Annotated in this window: 23 protein-coding genes and 1 tRNA gene; 9 read left to right on the top strand and 15 right to left on the bottom strand. The window is 44.1% G+C overall.

The features are described 5' to 3' along the window. Positions 1-10 precede the first annotated feature (10 nt). Genes BSZ04_RS21675 through folB form a run of 3 tightly spaced genes read right to left on the bottom strand, consistent with a single transcriptional unit; the run spans position 11 to position 1,669 of the window. Positions 11-814, bottom strand: a complete 804-nt coding sequence (locus tag BSZ04_RS21675; RefSeq protein WP_038885790.1) for an undecaprenyl-diphosphate phosphatase — start codon at positions 812-814, stop codon at positions 11-13. A 16-nt stretch (positions 815-830) separates the two neighbouring features. Further along, the gene (gene folK, locus BSZ04_RS21680; protein ID WP_038885791.1) at positions 831-1,313 is read right to left on the bottom strand and encodes a 2-amino-4-hydroxy-6-hydroxymethyldihydropteridine diphosphokinase; all 483 of its coding nucleotides are present in this window, start codon (positions 1,311-1,313) and stop codon (positions 831-833) included. After that, complete coding sequence (gene folB, locus BSZ04_RS21685) at positions 1,310-1,669, bottom strand: bifunctional dihydroneopterin aldolase/7,8-dihydroneopterin epimerase (protein WP_088881348.1); 360 nt, start codon at positions 1,667-1,669, stop codon at positions 1,310-1,312. Before folB ends, folK begins: the two co-directional genes overlap by 4 nt. Positions 1,670-1,871: 202 nt before the next feature. Between folB and plsY the strand changes: the two genes are divergently transcribed. Then, positions 1,872-2,483, top strand: a complete 612-nt coding sequence (gene plsY, locus BSZ04_RS21690) for a glycerol-3-phosphate 1-O-acyltransferase PlsY (protein WP_010445793.1) — start codon at positions 1,872-1,874, stop codon at positions 2,481-2,483. 36 nt (positions 2,484-2,519) lie between these two features. On the opposite strand, the gene BSZ04_RS21695 is transcribed toward plsY, so the two are convergent. Then, positions 2,520-3,335, bottom strand: a complete 816-nt coding sequence (locus BSZ04_RS21695; RefSeq protein WP_071234939.1) for an alpha/beta fold hydrolase — start codon at positions 3,333-3,335, stop codon at positions 2,520-2,522. A 178-nt stretch (positions 3,336-3,513) separates the two neighbouring features. After that, positions 3,514-4,530: a tRNA (adenosine(37)-N6)-threonylcarbamoyltransferase complex transferase subunit TsaD gene (gene tsaD / locus BSZ04_RS21700; RefSeq protein ID WP_088881349.1), complete on the bottom strand. Its 1,017-nt coding sequence runs from the start codon at positions 4,528-4,530 to the stop codon at positions 3,514-3,516. Between the two features lie 230 nt (positions 4,531-4,760). Between tsaD and rpsU the strand changes: the two genes are divergently transcribed. The 5 genes from rpsU to BSZ04_RS21725 all read left to right on the top strand — a co-directional run bounded on the left by rpsU (position 4,761) and on the right by BSZ04_RS21725 (position 9,538). Continuing rightward, the gene (rpsU, locus tag BSZ04_RS21705; RefSeq protein WP_001145625.1) at positions 4,761-4,976 is read left to right on the top strand and encodes a 30S ribosomal protein S21; all 216 of its coding nucleotides are present in this window, start codon (positions 4,761-4,763) and stop codon (positions 4,974-4,976) included. Positions 4,977-5,004: 28 nt separating this feature from the next. Then, complete coding sequence (locus BSZ04_RS21710) at positions 5,005-5,448, top strand: GatB/YqeY domain-containing protein (RefSeq protein WP_088881350.1); 444 nt, start codon at positions 5,005-5,007, stop codon at positions 5,446-5,448. 147 nt (positions 5,449-5,595) lie between these two features. Beyond that, a complete protein-coding gene (gene dnaG, locus BSZ04_RS21715; RefSeq protein ID WP_010445685.1) occupies positions 5,596-7,356 on the top strand; it encodes a DNA primase in 1,761 nt (586 codons plus the stop codon). 99 nt (positions 7,357-7,455) lie between these two features. Then, positions 7,456-9,318, top strand: a complete 1,863-nt coding sequence (gene rpoD, locus BSZ04_RS21720) for an RNA polymerase sigma factor RpoD (protein WP_010445683.1) — start codon at positions 7,456-7,458, stop codon at positions 9,316-9,318. Positions 9,319-9,462: 144 nt separating this feature from the next. Further along, positions 9,463-9,538, top strand: a tRNA-Ile gene (locus tag BSZ04_RS21725). A gap of 59 nt (positions 9,539-9,597) precedes the next feature. Here the strand turns inward: BSZ04_RS21725 and BSZ04_RS21730 are convergent. Both BSZ04_RS21730 and BSZ04_RS21735 read right to left on the bottom strand, forming a co-directional pair. After that, on the bottom strand, positions 9,598-9,873 hold the full coding sequence (locus BSZ04_RS21730; RefSeq protein WP_088881351.1) for a D-fructose-6-phosphate amidotransferase: 276 nt from the start codon (positions 9,871-9,873) through the stop codon (positions 9,598-9,600). Positions 9,874-10,106: 233 nt separating this feature from the next. Beyond that, positions 10,107-10,826 (bottom strand): SIMPL domain-containing protein, encoded by a 720-nt coding sequence (locus tag BSZ04_RS21735; RefSeq protein WP_045386473.1) that lies wholly within the window; start codon positions 10,824-10,826, stop codon positions 10,107-10,109. A 163-nt stretch (positions 10,827-10,989) separates the two neighbouring features. Here BSZ04_RS21735 and BSZ04_RS21740 point away from each other — a divergent pair, with 163 nt between their 5' ends. Further along, a complete protein-coding gene (locus BSZ04_RS21740) occupies positions 10,990-11,271 on the top strand; it encodes a hypothetical protein (protein WP_088881352.1) in 282 nt (93 codons plus the stop codon). Positions 11,272-11,373: 102 nt separating this feature from the next. Here BSZ04_RS21740 and BSZ04_RS21745 read toward each other — a convergent pair whose 3' ends face one another. The 5 genes from BSZ04_RS21745 to BSZ04_RS21765 form a co-directional block, all read right to left on the bottom strand. Beyond that, positions 11,374-12,744: a heavy metal sensor histidine kinase gene (locus tag BSZ04_RS21745; protein ID WP_088881353.1), complete on the bottom strand. Its 1,371-nt coding sequence runs from the start codon at positions 12,742-12,744 to the stop codon at positions 11,374-11,376. Next, positions 12,737-13,426 carry a heavy metal response regulator transcription factor gene (locus BSZ04_RS21750; protein ID WP_088881645.1) on the bottom strand — a complete coding sequence of 230 codons (690 nt, stop codon included), beginning with the start codon at positions 13,424-13,426 and terminating at the stop codon, positions 12,737-12,739. Before BSZ04_RS21750 ends, BSZ04_RS21745 begins: the two co-directional genes overlap by 8 nt. Positions 13,427-13,520: 94 nt before the next feature. Next, entirely contained in the window at positions 13,521-13,898 is a 378-nt protein-coding gene (locus tag BSZ04_RS21755) for a DUF3316 domain-containing protein (RefSeq protein WP_088881354.1), read from the bottom strand. 295 nt (positions 13,899-14,193) lie between these two features. Then, positions 14,194-16,026 (bottom strand): glutamine--fructose-6-phosphate transaminase (isomerizing), encoded by a 1,833-nt coding sequence (gene glmS, locus BSZ04_RS21760; protein ID WP_088881355.1) that lies wholly within the window; start codon positions 16,024-16,026, stop codon positions 14,194-14,196. A gap of 114 nt (positions 16,027-16,140) precedes the next feature. Next, complete coding sequence (locus tag BSZ04_RS21765) at positions 16,141-16,902, bottom strand: DeoR/GlpR family DNA-binding transcription regulator (protein ID WP_010445667.1); 762 nt, start codon at positions 16,900-16,902, stop codon at positions 16,141-16,143. Between the two features lie 432 nt (positions 16,903-17,334). On the opposite strand from BSZ04_RS21765, the gene pykF reads away from it, so the two are divergent. After that, positions 17,335-18,747 carry a pyruvate kinase PykF gene (pykF, locus tag BSZ04_RS21770; RefSeq protein WP_010445663.1) on the top strand — a complete coding sequence of 471 codons (1,413 nt, stop codon included), beginning with the start codon at positions 17,335-17,337 and terminating at the stop codon, positions 18,745-18,747. A gap of 158 nt (positions 18,748-18,905) precedes the next feature. Then, positions 18,906-19,565: a GntR family transcriptional regulator gene (locus BSZ04_RS21775; RefSeq protein WP_088881356.1), complete on the top strand. Its 660-nt coding sequence runs from the start codon at positions 18,906-18,908 to the stop codon at positions 19,563-19,565. Positions 19,566-19,615: 50 nt separating this feature from the next. Here BSZ04_RS21775 and BSZ04_RS21780 read toward each other — a convergent pair whose 3' ends face one another. The 3 genes from BSZ04_RS21780 to BSZ04_RS21790 all read right to left on the bottom strand — a co-directional run bounded on the left by BSZ04_RS21780 (position 19,616) and on the right by BSZ04_RS21790 (position 23,829). Further along, on the bottom strand, positions 19,616-21,496 hold the full coding sequence (locus BSZ04_RS21780; RefSeq protein ID WP_088881357.1) for a sensor domain-containing diguanylate cyclase: 1,881 nt from the start codon (positions 21,494-21,496) through the stop codon (positions 19,616-19,618). Positions 21,497-21,608: 112 nt separating this feature from the next. Further along, on the bottom strand, positions 21,609-22,103 hold the full coding sequence (ilvN, locus tag BSZ04_RS21785; RefSeq protein WP_005430438.1) for an acetolactate synthase small subunit: 495 nt from the start codon (positions 22,101-22,103) through the stop codon (positions 21,609-21,611). Position 22,104: 1 nt separating this feature from the next. Further along, positions 22,105-23,829, bottom strand: coding sequence for an acetolactate synthase 3 large subunit (locus BSZ04_RS21790; RefSeq protein WP_088881358.1), 1,725 nt, complete (start codon positions 23,827-23,829; stop codon positions 22,105-22,107). Between the last annotated feature and the right edge of the window lie 421 nt (positions 23,830-24,250).

Genomic DNA, 24,250 nt, shown 5'->3' on the forward strand with positions numbered 1-24,250 from the left:
TGGATTGGATTTAAGCCGTTAGCAGAAACGCAAACAGACCGAAACCTAGAATCAAACGGTAAATCACAAATGGAGTCATACCCATACGTGAAATCATCTTCAAGAAGAAGTGGATACAGATGTAGGCACTGATAAATGAAGTCACGATACCTGTCAGCAAGAAACCGATGTGTACTGGTTCACCACTGGTCACCAACTTCATGCCTAGATAACCACCAGCCAAAGTGATGATTGGAATAGACATTAGGAATGAGAAACGCGCCGCAGCTTCACGGGTGAAGCCTAAGTAAAGTGCTGCCGTAATTGTTGCACCAGAGCGTGACGTACCAGGGATCATTGCCAGCGCTTGTGAGATACCAATAAATAGAGCTTTCTTCCAGCCCGTTTGGTACTCATCGGCAACCAACTTGGCATTCTTATCCACCCACCAAAGTAGCAGGCCGAAAATAATCGTAGTGGTCGCAATAACGTAAGCACTGCGAAGGTAAACCTCAATGATGTCTTTCATCAGCAAACCGAACACACACGCCGGGATCGTCGCAATCACGATCATCCATGCTAGTTTTGCTTCTTTACTGCGATCGCCTTTAAAGATCGAGGCAAATAGCGCTTGGAAAAGCGTGATCACTTCTTGTCGGAAATAGATCACCACCGCCATCAACGTACCAACGTGAACGGCAACATCAAATGCCAAGCCTTGGTCTTCCCAACCAAGAATGGCTGATGGCAGGATCAAGTGAGCAGAGCTGGAAATTGGCAAAAACTCTGTCAGACCCTGAATCAGAGCCAAAATAAAGGCTTCAAAGTAACTCATGTAAACAACTCAAAAATTAAAGCGAAAAAGAAACGGGTTTAAGCGAAGATACTGACTTCATGGTCTGCCAAATATCTGCGATTGTTCGTCCATCGCCGGGGATCACTAAATTTGGTTCGAGATCATATAAGGGCTTCGTGACAAAAGGATATTTGTAGATGTCACTGCGCGGCAGCTCGGGCTTTTGCTGCGATATACTCTCACCGAATAGGACTATATCGAGATCTAAGGTTCGATCCTGATATTTCTGCGCATTTTCCTCACGTCCCCACTTAAATTCAATCTCGCGTAAACGAACACTCAACTCTTCGAGTGACAACTCCGTAACAAAACTAATTACAAAGTTGTAGAAATTTTGACTGCTAAAGCCGATTGGCTCGCATTCATATATCGGCGACACACAAAGATCGAATCCTAGCTTTTGCAGCTCTTGATAAGCAACATGCGCATGATGCTCTCTATCTATATTGGAGCCCACGCCGATATACGTTTTTATCATGCGGCGCCTCGCTCAATGACCACACCAACAGCACGAGCTTGAGGAACTGCGCCTGGTTTTGCCAAACGAATTTTTACCCAAGGCACGGAGAAGCGTTGCATAATTAGCTCTGCGATCTCTTCTGCGACACGCTCAACTAACAAAAAGCGACCATTTTCGATGTGATTCAATACCGCTTCGCTCACTTGAGAGTAATCTAACGCATCTTGAACATCATCACTTTTGCCCGCCGGTTTGTTGTCGTGTGCCATTTCGATATCGAGAACCAGCTTTTGCTTAATCTGCTGCTCCCAATCGTATACACCGATAGTGGTGATTACTTCTAACTGTTCAATAAATACTTTATCCAGAGCCATCTTCTGTCCTTTATTGCAGAGGTCGGATACCCGACTGAAGGGTTTTGATCGTAAAATTAGCTATCTGCGAGAATTCTTTATATACAGAACATGACACAATGCAAGTTCAATCGCAGAGAGTATTTTTGCAATATGTAAATTCGCGGTATGATACCAACAACCGGGGATATGAGCATTAAATTCCAATCCATCAAGGACTTCTATGGACGCACTGGCACTGATAATGACGATGGCAGCCTATTTACTGGGGTCAATCTCTAGTGCGGTGCTGATTTGTCGTCTGCTTAAATTGCCAGACCCAAGGGATGTAGGGTCAAACAACCCCGGAGCCACCAATGTATTAAGGATTGGAGGTAAAGGAGCAGCAGCAGCAGTTTTATTATGTGACATGCTAAAAGGTACCATCCCCGTCTGGAGTGGTTACTTTCTTGGTATCGATCCTATCATTCTTGGCGTAGTCGCTATTGCAGCGTGTCTTGGTCACATGTATCCGATCTTCTTCCATTTTAAAGGTGGAAAAGGCGTCGCAACAGCACTTGGTGCGATAGCCCCGATAGGTTTAGATCTGACAGGACTCGTGATGCTGACTTGGCTCTCAGTAGCCATTCTGTTTCGTTATTCTTCTCTGGCGGCTCTCGTCACGGTATTGGTAACCCCCTTCTATGCTTGGATGTTTAAACCGCAATATACTCTCCCCGTAGCTATGCTCTGTTGCTTAATAGTGCTTAAGCACCATCAGAACATTCGTCGCCTCTTATCAGGAGAAGAACCTAAAATCGGTGAGAAAAAATTAGCAGAAAAAAACTCGGCCTAATGCCGAGTTTTTCGTCTTGAGCCGCTGATAGCTGAACTATGCGTGTACTTTGTTTAAAAAGCTCAATAGCATTTGGTTCACAAAAGCTGGCTGCTCCAGAGAACTAATATGCCCCGCTTCGGGAATCTCCACTAACTCACTGCCCGTAATGCAATCATTCATTAAGTAAGATTCAAAGACCGGACGTGGCTTATCCTCACGACCAACCGCAATCAAAGTTGGCAATGCGAACATTTCAGAATCTTCAATCACATCACGACGGCCAAACACCATACGCCCAACACGAGCCACTTCGACTGCGCGCTCACCTTGCAATGCTGCTAAGCTCTGTTTGAATGAAGCCACCAACTCCGGATTCACTTGCTCGGCATTGTTGGCAAAGAACAGCGGTGTTACGGCTTCAACAATCGGAGCTGGCACGGCTTGAACTTGGCTAATAGTATCTAGCATTGCAAAGTACTTTTTGTGCGTCACTTCTGGCTCTAGACCAATGAATGTATCCATCAAAACTAGTGATTTCACGCGCTGCGGTGCTTGAGCAGTAAGCTCAGCCCCCCACATACCGCCCACAGATAAGCCCACAATAGAAAACTGCTCGATCTCTAAATGATCCATCAACGCCAGCATATGTTGAGCGTAATCCACCAAAGATCGTGTTGAAGCGGGTGCAGCATCCGACTCACCGTGTGCCCAAAGATCTGGCACGATACAACGGTATGATTGGCTCAACACTTCGATCTGTGGAGCCCACATTTGGTTGTCCCACAGGTAGCTGTGACCAAATAGCAAAACTGGACCTTCCCCCTTATCGAGGTAAGCAAGTTGCTGGCCTTCAATTTCAAACTTGTTCATTGTTATGTCCATTTATTATTCTTGCGCACTATCCTATCACTGAAAAGAAACAGAACTGCTCCCATCAGTCGATGCCCTTCATGATATTTTTCAGCAAAATAGCTAAAAATAAAGGCCTCTGATAAGCAGAGACCTTTATTGGCTTATATCTATTTCAAACCTTTACTCAAAAGTTTGATTAAGCGATTGGTGTTAACTGATCAATTGGCCAACGTGGACGCGCTTCTACTGCCATATCTGCTACTTCGCCATTTTTAAGGCGCTGCATACCTGCATAAGCAATCATCGCACCGTTGTCGGTACAAAACTCAGTACGAGGGTAGTAAACCTCACCGCCTACTTTCTTCGCGAGTTTTTCTAGCTCTGCACGTAAACGACGGTTAGCACTTACACCACCGGCAATAACGATGCGCTTCATGCCTGTTTGCTCTAATGCACGTTTACATTTGATTGCTAGAGTAGCGCATACCGCTTCTTCAAATGCGAAAGCAATATCTGCACGCGTTTGTTCATCATCACCATTTGCAGCTATGGTATTCGCAGTAAAAGTTTTCAAACCAGAGAAACTCATGTCCAAGCCAGGTACGTTGGTCATAGGGCGTGGGAATTTAAAGCGACCCGGCGTGCCTTTTTCTGCCAGCTTAGATAATAGTGGGCCACCAGGGTAATCCAAGCCCATTAGTTTCGCCGTCTTATCGAATGCTTCACCCGCAGCGTCATCAATAGACTCACCTAGGATTTTGTACTCGCCGATGCCTTTCACTTCTACCATCATTGAGTGGCCGCCCGATACCAATACCGCCACAAATGGGAACGGTGGTGGATTATCTTCTAACATAGGCGCTAATAGGTGACCTTCCATATGGTGAACTGGCACCGCTGGCACACCCCAAGCGTAAGCAATACTGCGACCAATAGTTGCACCAACAAGCAGTGCGCCCACCAAACCAGGGCCTGCTGTGTATGCTACACCGTCGATGTCTTTAGAAGTCAAATTTGCTTCTTTCAGCGCCTCTTTGATAAGAGGGATGGTTTTCTTAACATGGTCACGTGAAGCCAACTCAGGCACCACGCCACCATAATCTGCGTGAAGTTTTACTTGGCTGTAAAGCTTGTGTGATAAAAGACCTTTTTCATCGTCATAAATCGCGATGCCAGTCTCGTCACAAGAGGTTTCAATACCAATAATGCGCATGGTTATCTCAGTATGCTTTCTATATAGAGGAAATTTGGGCGTCATATTACCCTGCCTTGGTGCTTCAAACAAATTTTGTACAGACAATAAGCGATAAAAGGCTTTACAAAGCCGTGTTGATCGGATTAAAATTCCGCACCATTTTTGATCAAGCTGGTAACTGACCAAACAATTGTGATTTGGTTCATTAAATTCCAGCGTTAACGAATAACCCCTGAGGTGAAAGGCATATGCCAGTAGTTAAAGTACGTGAAAACGAACCGTTCGACGTTGCTCTACGTCGTTTCAAGCGCTCTTGCGAAAAAGCAGGTATCCTTTCTGAAGTGCGTCGTCGTGAGCACTACGAAAAACCAACTACAGTTCGCAAACGCGCTAAAGCAGCAGCTCAAAAGCGTCACGCTAAGAAGCTAGCTCGCGAAAACGCTCGTCGCGTTCGCCTGTACTAATAACTGAGCTCCGGAAAGGAATTTAGTTATGGCTCTGATTGATAAACTCAAAGAAGAGCAAAAATTAGCGATGAAAGCCAAGGACAAATTGCGCCTTGGTACTATTCGTTTAGCTCTATCAGCAATTAAGCAACGTGAAGTTGACGAACAGATCACTCTGGGCGAAGACGACATCCTTGCTGTATTGACCAAGATGGTTAAACAACGTCGCGATTCTGTAACGCAATTTGAAGCAGCGGGTCGTCAAGATCTTGCTGATGCGGAACAAGCTGAAATTACCGTTCTTGAGGACTTTATGCCTCAACCACTGACAGACGAAGAAGTTGCAGCTCTTATTGAGAGTGCAATTGCTGAATCTGGTGCAGCTGGCATGCAAGACATGGGCAAAGTAATGGGCGTTCTGAAACCGCAAATTCAAGGGCGTGCAGATATGGGTAAAGTAAGCGGTCTAGTTCGCGCTAAATTGGCTTAATACCCCACCCAATTGCAGCAAGCCGTGCTATCCTTTGGAACGCACGGCTTGTTTGTATCTGGCAGAATGGAATAACAAAAGCAGTGCTCATGCTTTTCCCTGTAACCCATTCATACCAATCATGATTTTCTTTTTTTGTTAGGTTTTATGGCTGGACACATCCCTCGCAGTTTTATTGATGACCTCCTAGCTCGACTCGATATTGTCGATATCATCGACGCACGCGTGAAACTTAAGAAAAAAGGTAAAAACTACGGTGCTTGTTGCCCGTTTCACAACGAAAAGACCCCATCATTTAGCGTAAGCCAAGAAAAGCAGTTTTATCACTGTTTTGGCTGTGGCGTGCACGGCAATGCCATCGATTTTATCATGGAGTTCGAGCGCTTAGAGTTTGTCGAAGCGATTGAAGAGCTAGCGTCTTATCTTGGTTTGGATGTTCCACGCGAACAGCGCAGCGGCAGCGGTGGTCAATTTAACTCTGGCCCTCAAGCAAGCAGCAGCGAAAAGCGTAGCCTTTACGATTTGATGGGCAGTATTGCTCAGTTCTATCGTAACCAACTCAAGCAACCAGCAAGCAAAGTCGCCATTGAGTACCTAAAAGATCGTGGGCTGTCTGGCGAAATCGTGCAGAAGTTTGGCATCGGCTATGTAGCGGATGAATGGGACTTAGTCCGTAAGAACTTCGGCCAGAATAAAGACAACCAAGACATGCTGGTTACTGGCGGCATGTTGATTGAAAACGATAAAGGTAACCGCTATGACCGCTTCCGTGGTCGTATTATGTTCCCAATTCGTGACCGTCGTGGTCGAGTGATCGGCTTTGGTGGCCGTGTACTTGGTGATGGTACTCCGAAATACCTCAACTCACCAGAAACGCCTATTTTTCATAAAGGTAAAGAGCTTTACGGCCTTTATGAAGTTTTGCAGGCATATCGTGAACCACCACGAGTTTTAGTGGTTGAAGGCTATATGGATGTTGTCGCGTTAGCGCAATATGGCGTAGATTACTCTGTCGCTTCATTGGGCACGTCAACAACTGGCGATCACATCCAAATGCTGTTCCGTCAGACCAATACCGTAGTGTGTTGCTACGATGGTGACCGCGCAGGTAAAGAAGCTGCATGGCGCGCGCTAGAAAATGCACTTCAATACCTAAAAACGGGTAACACCTTGAAGTTCTTGTTCTTACCTGATGGCGAAGACCCAGATAGCTATGTTCGCAAATATGGCAAACAGGCCTTCGAGCAACAAATTGAGCAAGCAACTCCATTATCAAGCTACTTATTTGATAACTTGATTGAATTGCACCAAATTAACTTGGGCAACAATGAAGGAAAGTCGGCACTACGTGCCTATGCTAGCGCCTTGATCGACAAGATTCCTGATCCATACTTTCAGGAGTTACTCGAAAAATTGCTTGATGAGCGCACGGGTTTTGATAACCGCTTACGCCAACCACGTAAGAAAGCAAGCGAAACTCGACCTCAGCCGCACAAAGAGATCAAACGAACTCCAATGCGTGAGGTAATCGCTCTACTTATTCAGAATCCAAGCTATGCTCAAATGGTACCGGATCTTTCCTCAGTGAGAGATTTATCCATACCAGGCCTAAGTTTATTTGTTGATGTACTTGATAAATGTCAGGCACATCCCCATATCAACACAGGCCAATTATTAGAGCATTGGCGAAATAGCCAAAATGAGACCCTTCTGTCTCGTCTCGCGAGTTGGGATATCCCACTTGATGAGGACAACCAAGAAGAAATATTTTTAGACTCACTGGACAAAATAATTGCCCAGTGCGTAGAAAAGCAAATTGAAAACCTGCAGGCCAAAGCAAGAAGTGTCGGTTTATCAGCCGAAGAGAAAAGGGAGCTGCTAGCACTTATGCTAGATTTAAAAGCGTAACCCTGTTTAATTAGTCAGCAACAATTTAATTTGTTATAGTAAGTGGTTTGCATTTCGCATACTGATTCCTTCACCAGATTACGAAGTTGGATACCGTCTATGGATCAAAATCCGCAGTCACAGCTAAAATTACTTGTTATTAAAGGCAAGGAACAAGGCTATCTGACCTACGCCGAAGTAAATGACCACCTACCTGCTGAAATCGTAGATTCAGAACAGGTAGAAGACATCATTCAGATGATTAACGACATGGGTATCAAGGTAGTAGAAACTGCTCCTGATGCTGATGACCTAGCTCTGAACGATGACAACAACATTACCGATGAAGATGCAGCTGAAGCTGCTGCTGCTGCGCTATCAAGCGTAGAGAGTGAAATCGGCCGAACCACTGACCCAGTGCGCATGTACATGCGTGAAATGGGTACGGTTGAGCTGTTGACTCGCGAAGGCGAAATCGACATCGCAAAACGTATTGAAGAAGGTATTAACCAAGTTCAATCGTCTGTTGCTGAATACCCAGGCACTATCCCATACATCCTTGAGCAGTTTGATAAAGTACAAGCAGAAGAATTACGTCTTACTGACCTAATCTCTGGTTTTGTCGATCCAGATGCTGACGATACGACAGCTCCGACAGCAACGCACATTGGTTCTGAACTAACTGAATCTCAGCTAGAAGATGAAGATGATGAAGACGTTGATGAAGACGAAGATGGTGACGATAGCGATGATGATGCAGAGGAAGATGTAGGTATCGACCCTGAGCTAGCGCTTGAGAAATTCAACCAGCTACGCAGCACATACCAAAACCTTCAACTTGCAATCAACGAACACGGCTACGAAAGCCCGAAAGCGACCGTTGCAAACGAATTGATGCTAGACGTATTCAAAGAATTCCGTCTGACACCAAAACAGTTTGATCACCTAGTAAACGAACTGCGTACTTCTATGGATCGTGTTCGTACTCAAGAACGCTTGATCATGAAGTCAACGGTTGAATACGGCAAAATGCCGAAGAAATCGTTTATTGCACTGTTTACTGGTAATGAATCTACAGATGCATGGCTAGATGAAGTTTTAGCTTCTGACAAGCCATACGCTGAAAAGATTAAACGTAACGAAGAAGAGATTCGCCGCTCAATCGCTAAACTAAAGATGATTGAGAATGAAACCTCTCTGACAGTACAAAACATCAAAGACATCAGCCGTCGTATGTCTATCGGTGAAGCGAAAGCTCGCCGTGCTAAGAAAGAGATGGTTGAAGCGAACTTGCGTCTAGTAATTTCTATCGCTAAGAAATACACCAACCGTGGTCTACAGTTCTTGGATCTTATCCAAGAAGGTAACATTGGTCTGATGAAAGCGGTAGATAAGTTCGAATACCGTCGTGGTTATAAGTTCTCGACTTACGCAACGTGGTGGATCCGTCAGGCAATCACTCGTTCAATCGCAGACCAAGCACGTACGATTCGTATCCCGGTGCACATGATCGAAACGATCAACAAGCTAAACCGTATCTCTCGCCAAATGCTACAAGAGATGGGTCGTGAGCCGCTACCGGAAGAACTGGCAGAGCGTATGCAAATGCCAGAAGATAAGATCCGTAAAGTACTGAAGATCGCTAAAGAGCCAATCTCTATGGAGACACCAATCGGTGACGACGAAGATTCGCATCTAGGTGACTTTATCGAGGATACAACGCTTGAGCTACCAGTAGACTCAGCAACAATGACCAGCTTGAAAGGTGCAACAAAAGACGTTCTTGCAGGCCTAACTCCTCGTGAAGCAAAAGTACTTCGCATGCGTTTTGGTATCGATATGAACACTGACCACACTCTAGAAGAGGTTGGTAAACAGTTCGACGTTACTCGTGAACGTATTCGTCAGATTGAAGCAAAAGCACTACGTAAACTACGTCACCCAAGCCGCTCAGAAACGCTGCGCAGCTTCCTAGACGAGTAATCGCAACGATTAAAAGCAAAAAAGGTGACCGAGTGTCACCTTTTTTATTATCCGTGAAGCTAAGTGAATAAAAACTAAGCGCAATTGCCCTACCTAGTGTCTAGACAGCTTGCAACGCTTCCCCTATAATCGTTGACCTATTAAGGCCCCTTAGCTCAGTGGTTAGAGCAGTCGACTCATAATCGATTGGTCCCCAGTTCAAGTCTGGGAGGGGCCACCATATTCTGAAAGGCTCGTAGAGAAATCTACGAGCCTTTCTCGTTTCTGCCCACAACGCTTTTATAATGAGCGTTCTAACTCAAGCTTACTCGCTTGGTACTGCTGCGCTGCTGAAACCAAATCAGGGCGATTGATGAACTTCCATAAGAAGTAAGGTGGGATAAGAAAAGCGATAAAGTAGAATGATTCATGGAAAAAGACATGAGCAATACTGTCTTGATGTTCGCACCATGCCATCAACGCATATAAATCAAGTAAAACACTCAACACTCCAAACACCACAGAAACAACAATGGCTAAGCCAACAAGCTCTCTGAGGTAATATTTGTATGTCATCGTAGTAATTCCTTCTAGCTAATTAGTGCGCTCAAAATTACGCCTCTAATTCACTCGCTGAATTGACTTTTATCAACTTCATCGACAAACAAATAAGAACTTAGTTTTATAAAAAATCGCTTGCACAAAGCCACAAGAGCCCATCAGTCAAGGTGCAATTAACTGAATATAAAAACCAGCACATAAGCGCTGGTTTTGTGTAAGTGTATAAAACTAGGAAAGGAGCGAAAGGCCTAATCCGAGAGGTAATACTGAACGGTCGAAACAACACGTACTTTCTTGATGTAAGGCGTATTGCTATCACGGTCATAGATCGAAAACTGACCTTGCGTTGCACGTTTGATTTTTCCTAGTGAACTCTCTGAATCTTTGGCAAACTTCTCTGCCACTTCACGAGCGTTCTTGGTCGCTTCTTCAATCATATCTGGCTTGATATCATTCAGCTTAGTAAAGCTATACTCAATGCGATTTGAGTATGGGTCTTGATTTAGCAAAATCCCTTGTTTACCTAGCTGTCCAATCTCAGTTATTGCGCCTCTTACAAGCTCTACTTCATGGCTAAACACCGTCACTGTTTGAGAGGCAATGTAGCGGAACTCCGCTTCTTGCTCACTCCCATACTGTTGTGCTTTCTTGTCAAATACGTTTGGAGAAGAAAATGAAATGTTTCCTTTATCCAGCCCTTTACTCGTTAAGTAGCTAACAACCAACTTAGTTTGTTTATCAATTTCATCAAACATGGTACCGACATCATTACTCGCTACCGTAAATTGGATTGGCCAAATTACGGTATCGGCTGGGTACTCTCTTTCAGATAGACCTTTAACAGTAACAACTCGCTCATATGTTCTGTATTTAACTGCGGTCTGCTGGATAAAATAACCTAGAGTACCCAAACCTATAATTAAGCATAGCCCTAACCATATAGACGCGTTATTAGAAATGCGCTCCATTCATCCTCCTGATTTCATTAAACAAAACGATTTGTTATGTAGATAAGATAACTCGCTAATGGCAAAAAAATAGCGATCGAAAGCTAAATTTGTGTCATATCACTCGAAATGATGATCACAATAACATAAAATCGAACAGTGTTTTATTGTTGGGTTTATCATCATGTTAAAAACAAAGTTATTGGTTATGTTCGGCGGATTCTTCATCTCAGCATCCTGCTTTGGCGCCAACGATGTTACCTCTGAAGAGCAAATGGTTGGAAAACCAAGCTCTGAAGAAAACGCTCCAGTAGTTTGCGAAGAAGAGCCTTGTGGAAGTAAAGGCTTTGACGGTCGCTTACTACTTGAGAATGAACCAACCAAGCAAGTACTTAACTCTTTGGAAAGCCTTGGTGAAACACTGAACTCGCTGAGTATCCTTATGTTTGCTGGCGATAAAGCATAAAAACGCTATCTGGCCCAATTTAATAGTAAAACTATCATCAAGAGTGAAGGCAAAATAGTAGCTAAATCCGCATACGACTAAAGGTGCCTCTAAACAATTTGGTTAGACAACTGTATCCGCTTTAATTGTCGGAAAGACTACACAAAACTGGGTTTGGTTATTCTCCGAAGTCACTCTGATTTGCCCATCATAAGCATGAACGATTGATTGAGTGATCGACAAACCCAGCCCTGCTCCCACGCTGCCTGAATGGTGGCGAGATTTGTCGACCCGATAGAAACGGTCAAATAGATAAGGCAAGTTTTGCTTAGGAATCATCTCACCAACGTTGCTGACCTTGATGGTCACACACTCATCATTTTGCTCAACATCAACTGAGATCGTCGTCTCATCATGTGCATGGCGAATCGCGTTGGACAATAAGTTACTGATAGCGCGCTCAAACATGTTTCGGTCCATATACAACATTGCCTCACCTGAAGTGGTAATGGACAGCGCCGAATCTTCCGCGAGTATTTCAAAATACTCGATCAAATGAGCCACCTGCTCATGCACCGCGAAGCGCTCGTTGTGTCGATGAATAAGCTTGTTCTCCGCTTTGGCAATATACAGCAAGTCATTGATGGTCTTGGTTATCCGTTCAAGCTCCTCCAACGTTGAAGCAATCGCTTCTTGATACTCCTCTGGAGTGCGGGCAACACCGAGTATTACTTGGTTTTGAGTCGTTATGTTGGTCAGCGGCGTTTTGAGCTCATGAGCGATATCGGATGAGAACTCACTCAAACGATGAAACCCCATTTGTAAACGATCCAACATCGCATTGTGCTTAATTGCCAACTCTCGCAATTCAATCGGTAATGTTTCGGGAACGATACGAATATCCAACTGTTCCGGGCTGATATGTTGGATATGTTTATTCAAAGTAAGAATTGGTTTCAAACCTCGACCCACGATTGTTCGGCTATACAAAGCAGAGGCTAAAAATGCAAAGCCCAGTGACCAAAATAAGATCCAGCCTAGCTTATTAAGAAACAGAAGATGGTGGTTAATGCTAACGCCAATCACCACGATGACGCCTTTAGCTTCAAAGGCAAACGCGCGAATATCTAGGGAGTCTTCATGCCACTCAATCGCATTATTTTGATTCAATATTTGCGGAGAACTCAGCTTGAGAGAAAGTTCTTTAGGAATTGAGAGTGTCGAGTTTTTATAAGTAAGTTCCCCCTCTTCGAATGCCCACATATAGGCAGAACTGTTATCGATAAGCAAATAGGCTGATTCACGAGAAACCAGCATGGTCTTCTCAATAGAGTTGTATTTGCTGATGGTTTCGTTGTAATCCTGAGTAAAGAAATGGCGCTCGATGGTGTAATAAAGAATAAATGCTAAAACAAGGTAAACCAGCAGTGTCGTGCCGACAAACATCAGCACGAGCTTGTTTTGCATGGATAGGTTGGCAGGCCGCTTAAACATCTGGCGCTTCCAGTTTGTATCCCATCCCTCTTATGGTATGGATTAAAGGTGTTCCAAATGGTTTGTCGACCTTATTGCGCAGTCGTTTGATAGCAACATCAATCACGTTCGTATCGCTATCAAAGTTCATGTCCCATACCAATGATGCAATGGTGGTTCGCGATAATACCTGACCTTCTTTACGCATTAGCAACTCAAGCAGCGCATACTCCTTTGCTGTTAGAGTAACGCTTTGCCCGCCTCGTGTTGCCACACGCCTCATCATATCCAATTCTAAATCAGCGATTTGCAATGTATGGGAAGAGGTCTGTACTCGAGAGGAAGTATGATGACGGAATACGTTCTGAACTCGCGCCAGTAGCTCAGCAAACGCATAGGGTTTAACGACATAGTCATTCGCCCCTAGCTCAAAACCACGCACGCGATCTTCTATCTGTTCTTTCGCCGTGAGCATGATAACTGGGGTATGAATGTCGCTGCTACGTAGAGTATTGAGTACTTGCCAACCGTCAAGCTTAGGTAGCATGATGTCTAGAAGAATTAGGTCATAAGGCTCACTGGTGGCGTGATATAGGCCATCAACACCATCACGAACCCAATCAACAACGTAGCCCGATTCCACCAGACCTTTCTGCAGGTACTCACCAGCCTTCAGTTCATCTTCCACAATCAATAATTTCAATTTCAGCCCTCTATCTTGACGGGTTGTATGCAATGCTTGTGATCGCAAAAAGAGCACGACACACATAGCATCATACTCTTTTCATTCGATGTTTTTATCGATTACTGTCGCGCTGTGCGTAGTGCACTTTAACATTCACCGTGCCTACATATTCCAATTGCCCCTGTTCATTCATGCGTTCTTGAACGGTAACAAACCCACCATCCTTAAGATGTGTGCTGTCAGAGGCAATGTCAAAGCTAAAGATATTTAACTCTTTATTTAACTCTCGAGCAGACAAGTTTTTCAATGACTGAAGCTCAGCCAAAGCGAATTGATATGCAGCGTCAGAGGTTGCCGTTGGTTCCACGGACACAGTTTTCATCTCGACTCTGTCTACGTAATTGCCGCCAGTAAAGTTAGGCTGAGCGAAGGCTGATGCGCTAGTGATTGCGATTGTTGTTACAAGGAGAGCAGTTTTCAGTACTTTCATGTGGATGACCTTTGAGTGTGTTTGTTTTCAATAACTGCATTATTCAACAACACACCTGACACCAGCCTATCGCGAAGATGACATTTTTGTCATAAATCATAATCAGGTTCAAAGGTAGGGAGAGGTTAGAGCGAAACCTAGAGAAGTTATTCACTCAATCGATTTCCTTCGGCATTACCCGATAACGCATTGTTTGACTCAATAAAAAAGCGAAGTCATATGACTTCGCTTTAGGTTTTCGCTACTTACATTGCGCAACATAAACAAGTGTAATCTTAATCACACCTCGCGTTGCTTATTCTACGGTTACCGCTTTCGCTAGGTTACGAGGTTGGTCTACGTCCGTACCTTTGATTAATGCTACGTAGTAAGAGAGCAGCTGCATTGGGATGGTGTAGTAGATCGCAGCCGTGATTTCACTAACGTGTGGCATAGTAATGATCTTCATGGTCTCATCGCCTTCAAAGCCTGCGTCAGCATCAGCAAATACGTAAAGCAGACCGCCACGCGCACGAACTTCTTCAACGTTTGATTTCAGTTTTTCTAGAAGATCGTTGCTTGGTGCAACCACTACAACTGGCATATCTGCATCGATCAACGCTAGAGGACCGTGCTTCAGTTCACCCGCTGCGTAAGCTTCTGCGTGAATATAAGAAATCTCTTTCAGCTTTAGAGATGCTTCCATCGCGATTGGGTAGAACTCACCACGACCTAGGAACAGTGTGTGGTGCTTATCGGCAAAATCGGTTGCCAGTGCTTCGATTTCTTTCTCGAAGGACAGCGCAGCATTGATTTGCTTCGGAAGAGCATGAAGCGCTTCAACGATCTCTTTTTCTTTCTCTTTGCTGATGCGGTTTTGTTGCTTACCAAGAGCAGTTACCAGCATGAGTAGTGCAGAAAGCTGAGTCGTGAACGCTTTAGTTGATGCCACACCGATTTCCACACCTGCACGGGTCATAAATGCAAAGTCAGACTCACGAACCAGAGAAGAACCCGCGACGTTACAGATGGTCATTGCCGCCATGTAACCTTTCTCTTTCGCTAAGCGAAGTGCTGCTAGCGTATCGGCTGTTTCACCAGACTGAGAAAGTGTGATCAATAGGCTGTTTGGACGCGTCACAAACTTGCGGTAACGGAATTCAGACGCAATTTCTACGTCACAGCTGACACCTGCAATATCTTCGAACCAGTAACGTGCTGTCATACCTGCGTTGTAAGACGTACCACAAGCTACTATCTGTACGTGCTCTACTTTGCTTAGGATTTCTGCCGCGTTTACACCGATTGCCTCAGTAACAACAGAATCAGCCGTGATACGACCTTCCATTGTGTTGATCAGCGCTGTTGGTTGCTCGTAAATTTCTTTCTGCATGAAGTGACGGTATTGACCTTTATCACCCGCATCGTGTTCAGCGTTTGATTCGATAATTTCACGCTCTACACGCTCACCAGCTGCGTCAAATACAGTCACTTCGCGACGAGTGATCTCTGCAACATCACCTTCTTCTAGATACATGAAGCGACGTGTCACGTTAAGCAGCGCAAGTTGGTCAGAGGCAAGGAAGTTTTCCCCCACACCAAAACCAATAACGATTGGACTACCTGAACGTGCTACTACAATACGTGAAGGATCTTTACGATCCAGCGCTACTGTGCCGTATGCGCCATCCAGTTGTTTTGCTGTCTTCTGTACCGCTTCTAGTAGCGTTTCTGAAGTGCGAAGTTCCCACTCAACCATGTGTGCGATAACTTCAGTATCTGTTTGAGATTCGAAAACGTAACCGCGAGACTGAAGCAGAGCGCGCAACTCTTCGTGGTTTTCGATGATGCCGTTATGAACGACTGCGATATCCCCTGACATGTGTGGGTGCGCGTTTGCTTCTGATGGCTCGCCGTGAGTAGCCCAACGAGTGTGTGCGATACCCGTACCACCAATCACTTTTGCTTCATCGACTGCGTCAGCAAGTTCTTGTACTTTACCAAGACGACGAATACGCGTTAAATTGGTTTCACCATCAACAATAGCCACACCTGCTGAGTCATAACCGCGGTATTCCAAGCGGCGTAAGCCTTCCACCAAAATTTCTGCTACATCTCGTTGTGCCACTGCACCTACGATTCCACACATGTGTTTATCTCCGTTATTGTTTTGTTCTTCCCTGACCATGGTTTCAAATAGAGGCAGCAAGCAAAGGCCTATATCCAAAGGGAAGTTAAATATGAAACTGTTTACATTATTAGATTAGGCGCAAATGACTTTTACGCCATGTTGTTCAATCTGTACTTTGTCTTCTGGCTGTAACTCTGCGTCGGTAACCAATACATCAATTTGGTCCCAAGCGAGTTCTAAGTTAGGGATCTTGCGCCCTACTTTCTCAGACTCAATCATGACGATAACTTCTCGTGAGACTTCTGCCATCACCTTGCTTAAACCAACCAATTCATTAAAGGTTGTGGTTCCACGCTCTAAATCGATACCATCAGCACCGATAAATAGCTGGTCAAAGTCATAGGCTCTTAATACTGATTCGGCTACTTTGCCTTGGAAGGATTCTGAGTGCGTATCCCAAGTACCACCGGTCATCAGTAATGTTGGTTCACTCTCTAATTCGTTAAGTGCATTGGCGACGTGCAATGAGTTTGTCATCACGACCAAACCACGTTTTTCATTTAATTGCTGGATCAACGCCGCTGTCGTACTGCCACTATCGATCACAATACGGTTATGATCTCGGATCAGTGATGCGGCCGCTTTTGCCAAGCTCAACTTTCGAACCGAAACATTTGAACTCATCTCTTCATGGATAACTTCCGTTGGAATCGCAATTGCACCACCATAACGGCGCAATAGTTGTCCATTTTTCTCCAAAGATGCTAAATCCTTTCTTATCGTGACCTCTGAGGTTTCGAATTTTTGCGCCAGTTCATCAACACTGACTTCCCCAAGCTCATTTACTAGATTAGAAATAGTATGTCTTCTTAGTTGGGTGTTTCGTTTCGACATTTTCTCTTTGACTACAAGTTTCGATTTGAAATTTATTATAGTCAAGTCGAAACTTTTAAGTCCATTTATTTCGATCCAAAAAATTAATATTTCTCGATAAAACCTTGTCCTAAGACAATTCTTAAACAGTGATATTGGATTCATTCAGTGGTAGAATTCGCCACCGAAAAGAAAAAAAATTACAGAATTGACGGTTATTTTTTTGCAACTTTCTGCATATAAAGTGGGATTAGTCACAAAAAGGTAACCAAAATTGCCGATCTTTTAGTCATAAAATGACTAAACTTGGTGAAAGACTTTCAGAATCTGAAGTTCCAATAATGTGGCGAAAAATCGATAGATGGCAGGCTCTAAATGTCGTCAAAACGCCTAAACTTCAGAGTAAACAACCGACTTTCAAATTGTAACAATACTTACCGGAGAGTATCTTCCATGAAAAAGACCAAAATCGTATGTACGATTGGCCCTAAAACTGAATCTGTAGAGAAGCTAACTGAACTAGTAAATGCTGGCATGAACGTTATGCGCCTTAACTTCTCTCACGGTGACTACGAAGAACACGGCACTCGTATCGCGAACTTCCGCCAAGTAATGGAAGCTACAGGCAAGCAACTTGCAATCCTTCTAGACACTAAAGGTCCAGAAATCCGTACTATCAAACTAGAAGACGGCAACGACGTTGATCTAGTAGCTGGTCAAGAATTCACTTTCACAACTGACATCTCAGTTGTAGGTAACAAAGACAAAGTTGCAGTAACTTACGCTGGTTTTGCTAACGACCTAAACGTTGGTAACACTATCCTAGTAGACGACGGTCTAATCGAAATGGAAGTGCTTGCAACTTCTGAAACTGAAGTTAAGTGTAAAGTTCTTAACAACGGTGCTCTAGGCGAAAACAAAGGTGTTAACCTTCCTGGCGTTTCTGTAAACCTACCTGCTCTATCTGAAAAAGATAAGAACGACCTTAAATTTGGTTGTGAGCAAGGCGTTGACTTCGTAGCTGCTTCTTTCATCCGTAAAGCTTCTGACGTTCAAGAAATCCGTGAAGTACTTGCTGCAAACGGCGGCGAGAACATCCACATCATCTCTAAGATCGAAAACCAAGAAGGTGTTGATAACTTCGACGAGATCCTAGAGCTTTCTGACGGCATCATGGTTGCTCGTGGCGACCTAGGTGTTGAAATCCCAGCTGAAGAAGTAATCTTCGCTCAGAAGATGATGATCGAGAAGTGTAACCGTGCACGTAAGATGGTTATCACTGCAACTCAAATGCTTGATTCTATGATCAACAACCCACGTCCTACTCGTGCGGAAGCAGGCGACGTTGCTAACGCAGTAATGGACGGTACTGACGCAGTAATGCTTTCTGGTGAAACTGCTAAAGGTAAGTACCCAGTTGAAGCGGTAACTATCATGGCTCAAATCGCGAACCGTACTGATTCAGCTCTAAAAGCTGAGCTAGGTTCTCGTCTAGACAGCCCACGTCTACGCATCACTGAAGCAGTATGTAAAGGCGCAGTAGACACAGCTGAGAAACTAGCTGCTCCACTTATCGTTGTTGCAACGGAAGGTGGTAAGTCTGCACGTTCAGTACGTAAATACTTCCCAACTGCAAACATCCTAGCACTAACAACTAACACTAAGACTGCTGCACAGCTAGTTCTAACTAAAGGTGTTACTCCAGTAGTTGTTGATTCTATCCAAAGCACTGATGCGTTCTACGTAACAGGTAAAGAGCTTGCTCTAGAATCTGGTCTAGGTAACAAAGGCGACATCGTTGTTATGGTTTCTGGTGCTCTAGTAGCTTCAGGCACAACAAACACAGCTTCTGTACACGTTCTATAAGACTGAAGAATTCAATCATCAGTTAAATAAAAAAGAGGGCTTCGGCCCTCTTTTTTTATATATTTCACTTGCCCTAGTATTCAGTACGCTATATTATCAACCACAACAGAACTACGTACTGTTTAATTGTCGTCACGATAAAAATCTATGAGGTGCATGTGTCTAGCCCAACTCTTACTGATAAAGTCTCGAAAATGATTCGCCAAGACATCCTGACAGGCGAATTAAAGCCAGGTCAAAAGCTCGTTGTTGCCGAACTAAAAAATAAATACAACGTTGGGGCATCACCAATTCGAGAAGCCTTAGTACAACTATCTTGGACTAAATACGTCAAACTTGAACCACAAAAAGGTTGTTGGGTCGCTCCAGTATGCAAAAAAGAGCTCAACGATCTTTATGAAAGTCTGCGTGTCGTCTCTTCAGTACTATTGAAAAAGGCAATTCTTGCTGGAGATGAAGCTTGGGAACTAGATGTACTAACCTCTTACCATAAACTTTCTCGTGTTAATTTTGACGACACTTTTTGCTGGCAAGAATGGGAAGAGCGACATCATCAGTTTCACGTATCGCTGTTAGAAGGTGCTGATTCTCAAAACATGTTTGAGTTCTTCAGTGATTTGATCCACCAGATCAAACGTTACCGTTACTTTGCTATGCAAACTCTTAGTTCGGAGAAAGGCGCAATATTTGATATCGATGAACATGAGATGATCATGAAACTCGTGTTAGCAAAAAACAGCGAGGAAGCGATGCAATTACTGGATGATCATTTACTAAAGTCGATGCAGCGCATCGAATCTGTACTTGAGATGGCGTAACGCGTACTTCGTAGTAAGAACGACTATAAATCGGGCACATACCCGATTTTTTACGCAATATCATCACCACTATAGCAAAACGAAACACAGTTTCTTCCGCTGCTTTTTGCCTCATAAAGCGCAATATCTGCACACTTGTAGCTTCGTGTACTGTTCGCTGTTAAATCCGTATAACCAAGACTAATAGTCACACTAAGTTCTGCGTGTATATCGACAGCGACTCTCAATCGATTCAATACGATCTCAGCTTCTTTTGCACTGGTATGCGGCATAATGACAGCGAACTCTTCGCCACCGACCCGCGCAACAAAATCGGTATTTCGTACGCCTTGAAGAAGCACTTTCGAAACAAGTTTTATGACTCGGTCGCCTTCGTCATGCCCACGTTCATCGTTTATACGTTTAAAATGATCGATGTCGACCAGTGCTAAGCAAGATGTCGGCGTCTCTGGGTATCGCTCTAACATATTCGCATTATATGTCAGTTGCTCTTCAAACTTACGGCGGTTCCAAAGGCCAGTGAGACCATCTTTTTCACTCAATTTACGCAACTGATCTTCGAGTTGCTTACGTTCAGAGATATCAACAAGTGAAGTAATGTAATAACGGACCTTACCAGACTTTGCTTTGATCGCTTGCACACGCATAATTGCAGTAAACACATGGTTGAGCTTGGTTCGACAACGCACCTCTCCTTCCCACATATTTTCTTTACCAAGCTGTCCCCAAATTTGCAGAATGTATTCGAAATCTTCAGGCAAAAAGAGCAGCTTCTGAGCATTCCACCCTTCGACCCTATTGGTGGAATACCCCATCATATTCTCGAATTCTTGGTTGATCATCATGATGCGATGAGAAGTATCTGTAATCATCACCGCCGTCATACCATCCAATGCCGCACGAGCGAGCTTAGATTCGATACTAAAGCGGCGATAGTGCAACGCGACGCCGGTAATAGGCAAAGCAAACACGAGCATCAAGCTAAGAACAAATAATGCCTCTTGTACCAAATCATCTATGTCGCGTTCCGCACGCTGTAATAATTTTTCTTGGGATAAATCAATAACAAGATGTAGATACTCACCTCGCACAAACTCAATTGTGTTGAACACAATCAAATGCTTACCAATGTACTCATAACCTATTTTCTCAGTTCCCATTTGTTGCCATATCTGCGGGTAAAATAACCCAAGGTTAAAGCGTGAACGGTCTGGAATAATATCGCCATATAGCTTTTCGCTATGCGGACTAGTGACGTAATAACCCGCTTGATTAAGCAGCTCGATATTAAAATCCTTCACTGGAGAGTAGTTTAGGCGAGATGACAAATACTGGACATCGATATTGAGAATAAGGTACCCCTGACGGATTCCATCCATAGCAACGGGCATCATGATCCGGACAGATGGACTATAAGGGTATATTGGCACACCATCATTTTCTTCTAGCTCAATACCCCATGACCCGATTTGCCCATCTTTTAAATTTTTTGCGTATTGGAAGTAACGACGACCAGAACTGTCTCGTAACTTGTCCGCTGATGTCACTTGTCCTGTTTTGAAGTCATAATTGATACGTACACGCTCTTGCCCTTCAAGGCTTAGAAAACGAATCTTACGATACCACTTCTGGTTAACGGCAACGGAGCTCCATACCTCTTCCAAAATAGCAAGATTCTTTTGGTTGGGCTGGTGTAAGTAGTCATAAAGGCTTTGGCTGTGACCGAGAAGATCACTGATAGAAGAGATTTGATCCAGAACGTTTTCATACTCACGTTCAGAGTAAGCTAACTGATGTAAGGCTTCTTTTGCCGTACTCTCAATGTTATTTGCCAGCAGATTTTGGTACTTCTGATAGTAGTAGACTGAGATGAGCGCGCTAAAAAATAGCGTCGTTGCCAGCAAGGCGCTGACTAACTTCCTGACTTTCACGCGTTCTACTACTCTTACTGGTTACTAAAGCAGCAATTATATCACTGTTTACTAATTTCTAAACAAAAAGCCATCGACTAGCGATGGCTTTTCTAAAATGTGTCCATTTGCATCACGGTTTGAGGCAACGCTCTCCACGCGCAATGCCCACAACACCACTTCGCGCAACTTCCACCACTTCAGTAACTTCTGAAATCGCTTGGATAAAAGCATCCAATTTCTCACTGGTTCCCGCTAACTGAACCGTATACTGAGAAGCGGTGACATCGACGATTTGACCACGGAAGATATCAGCGGTGCGCTTGACTTCAGCACGAGCAAAACCGCTTGCTTTCACCTTCACCATCATCAGTTCACGCTCGATATGCTCAAACTCTGTCACTTCTTGAACTTTGAGCACATCGATCAGCTTATGAAGCTGCTTTTGAATTTGCTCAAGCTGCATTTCATCGGATGTAGTCGTAATGTTTAAACGCGACAGTGTTTCGTCATCGGTTGGTGATACGTTCAAAGACTCAATGTTGTAACCACGCTGAGAAAACAAACCAACAACACGAGACAAAGCACCAGGTTGGTTTTCCATTAGCAAAGAAATAATGTGTCTCATATTAAGTACGCTCCGTTTTGCTTAGCCACATCTTGTCCATACCCTCGCCTTTGATCTGCATTGGGTAAACGTGTTCAGTTTCATCTACATTGATGTCAACAAACACCAAACGATCTTTCATATCTAACGCTTTTTGTAGACCCGCTTCAAGCTGATCTGGCGTTTCGATACGAATACCGACGTGACCATAAGCTTCTGCAATCGCTGCAAAATCAGGAACAGAACTCATGTATGAATTGGAGTGACGACCTTGGTAAATAATGTCTTGCCACTGTTTTACCATGCCTAAGAATCGGTTGTTCAGGTTGATGATCTTCACAGGGATGTCGTATTGCATTGCCGTCGACAATTCCTGAATGTTCATCTGAATACTGCCATCACCAGTGACCACGACCACTTCTTCTTCTGGCATTGCGAATTTCACGCCCATACCGGCAGGTAGGCCGAAGCCCATCGTGCCAAGACCACCTGAATTAATCCAACGGCGTGGCTTATTAAATGGGTAGTAAAGCGCAGCAAACATCTGGTGCTGCCCCACATCCGATGCAACATAAGCATCACCATTGGTTAGCTTATGTAGCGTCTCAATCACTTGTTGAGGCTTAATACGTTCAGAAGATGTTTCGTAAGCTAAGCAATTACGGTTGCGCCAAACTTGTATCTCTTCCCACCAGTTAGTGATTGCATCCTGATCGCTGCTGCTACCCTGCTCGTTTAATAAGCTCACCATGGTTGCTAAAACCTTGTCGGCAGAACCTACGATCGGAAGATCCACTTTTACGTTTTTCGAGATAGAAGAAGGATCGATATCGATATGCATCACTTTCGCGTTAGGACAGTACTTTTCTAAGTTGTTGGTGGTACGATCATCAAAACGCACACCAATACCAAAGATCAGATCCGCTTCATGCATTGCCATATTGGCTTCATAGGTACCATGCATGCCTAGCATACCCAATGAGTTCTTGTGCGTACCAGGGAAAGCACCTAACCCCATCAATGTACTCACTACTGGTAAGTTCAGTTGCTCTGACAACTCTTGGATATATTCAGAAGCGCCAGAAATCACCGCACCACCACCGATATACAATACCGGCTTCTTCGCTTCAACCAACGATTTCAGCGCTTTCTTGATCTGACCTTTATGGCCAGATGTCGTTGGCTTATAAGAGCGCATCGAGATGCTTTCAGGATACTCGTAAGGGAGCTTGATTTGCGGATTCAAAATGTCTTTTGGCAAATCAATCACAACCGGGCCAGGACGACCAGTTGTCGAGATGTAAAACGCCTTTTTGATCGTCTCAGGAATATCTTCCGCTTTTTTCACTAGGAAGCTGTGTTTAACGACTGGGCGAGAAACACCCACGATGTCACACTCTTGGAAGGCATCATTACCGATCAGGTTGTTCGGTACGTTACCAGAGATAACGATCATTGGAATGGAGTCCATATACGCGGTTGCAATACCTGTGATGGTATTGGTCGCGCCTGGACCTGAACATACCAGTACTACACCAGGCTTGCCCGTTGCTCGTGCGTAGCCATCTGCCATATGGGTAGCTGCTTGCTCGTGTCGTACTAATACGTGTTTGATTTGGTCTGTTTTGGCGTGCAGCGCATCGTAGATATCTAATACGGAACCACCTGGGTAACCAAAGATTTGTTCTACGCTCTCTTCAATCAGAGATTGCACAACCATCTCTGCGCCTGACAACATTGCTGTCATAATTGCTCTCCTTACCAGTATTCCTCTCCGTAAGGCCAACGGTTTGGTCTGGTTTTACATAGTCTAGGTCTTATTCGTAGCCTAATAGAAATACTTCCACTTTTTCAGCTATGTCTTGCGCCTGTCATAACAAAACGCAAGGTAACACAACAAATGTAACGTTTTATTATCAACGGGTCTAATGAGAGTTGAATCAAATTTTAAACAAGATGCTACAAATCAGAACAAAGGCAGGGTTAGACGCTACCAAGAACGACCAAATCAGAACCAATAGAACAAACAAGCCAAAAATAAAGTGAATAATTTCACTCAAAATAGCGGCGTAGAGTGTTTTTTCCTCTTTACTGAGAGGAAAGAAGTGTGAAAAGCGGTCATAAAAAATCCCCAGCAGCACAATACTAGGCAACTGGGGAGTTTTTCA

Source organism: Vibrio rotiferianus (assembly GCF_002214395.1).
Classification (GTDB): Bacteria; Pseudomonadota; Gammaproteobacteria; order Enterobacterales; family Vibrionaceae; genus Vibrio; species Vibrio rotiferianus.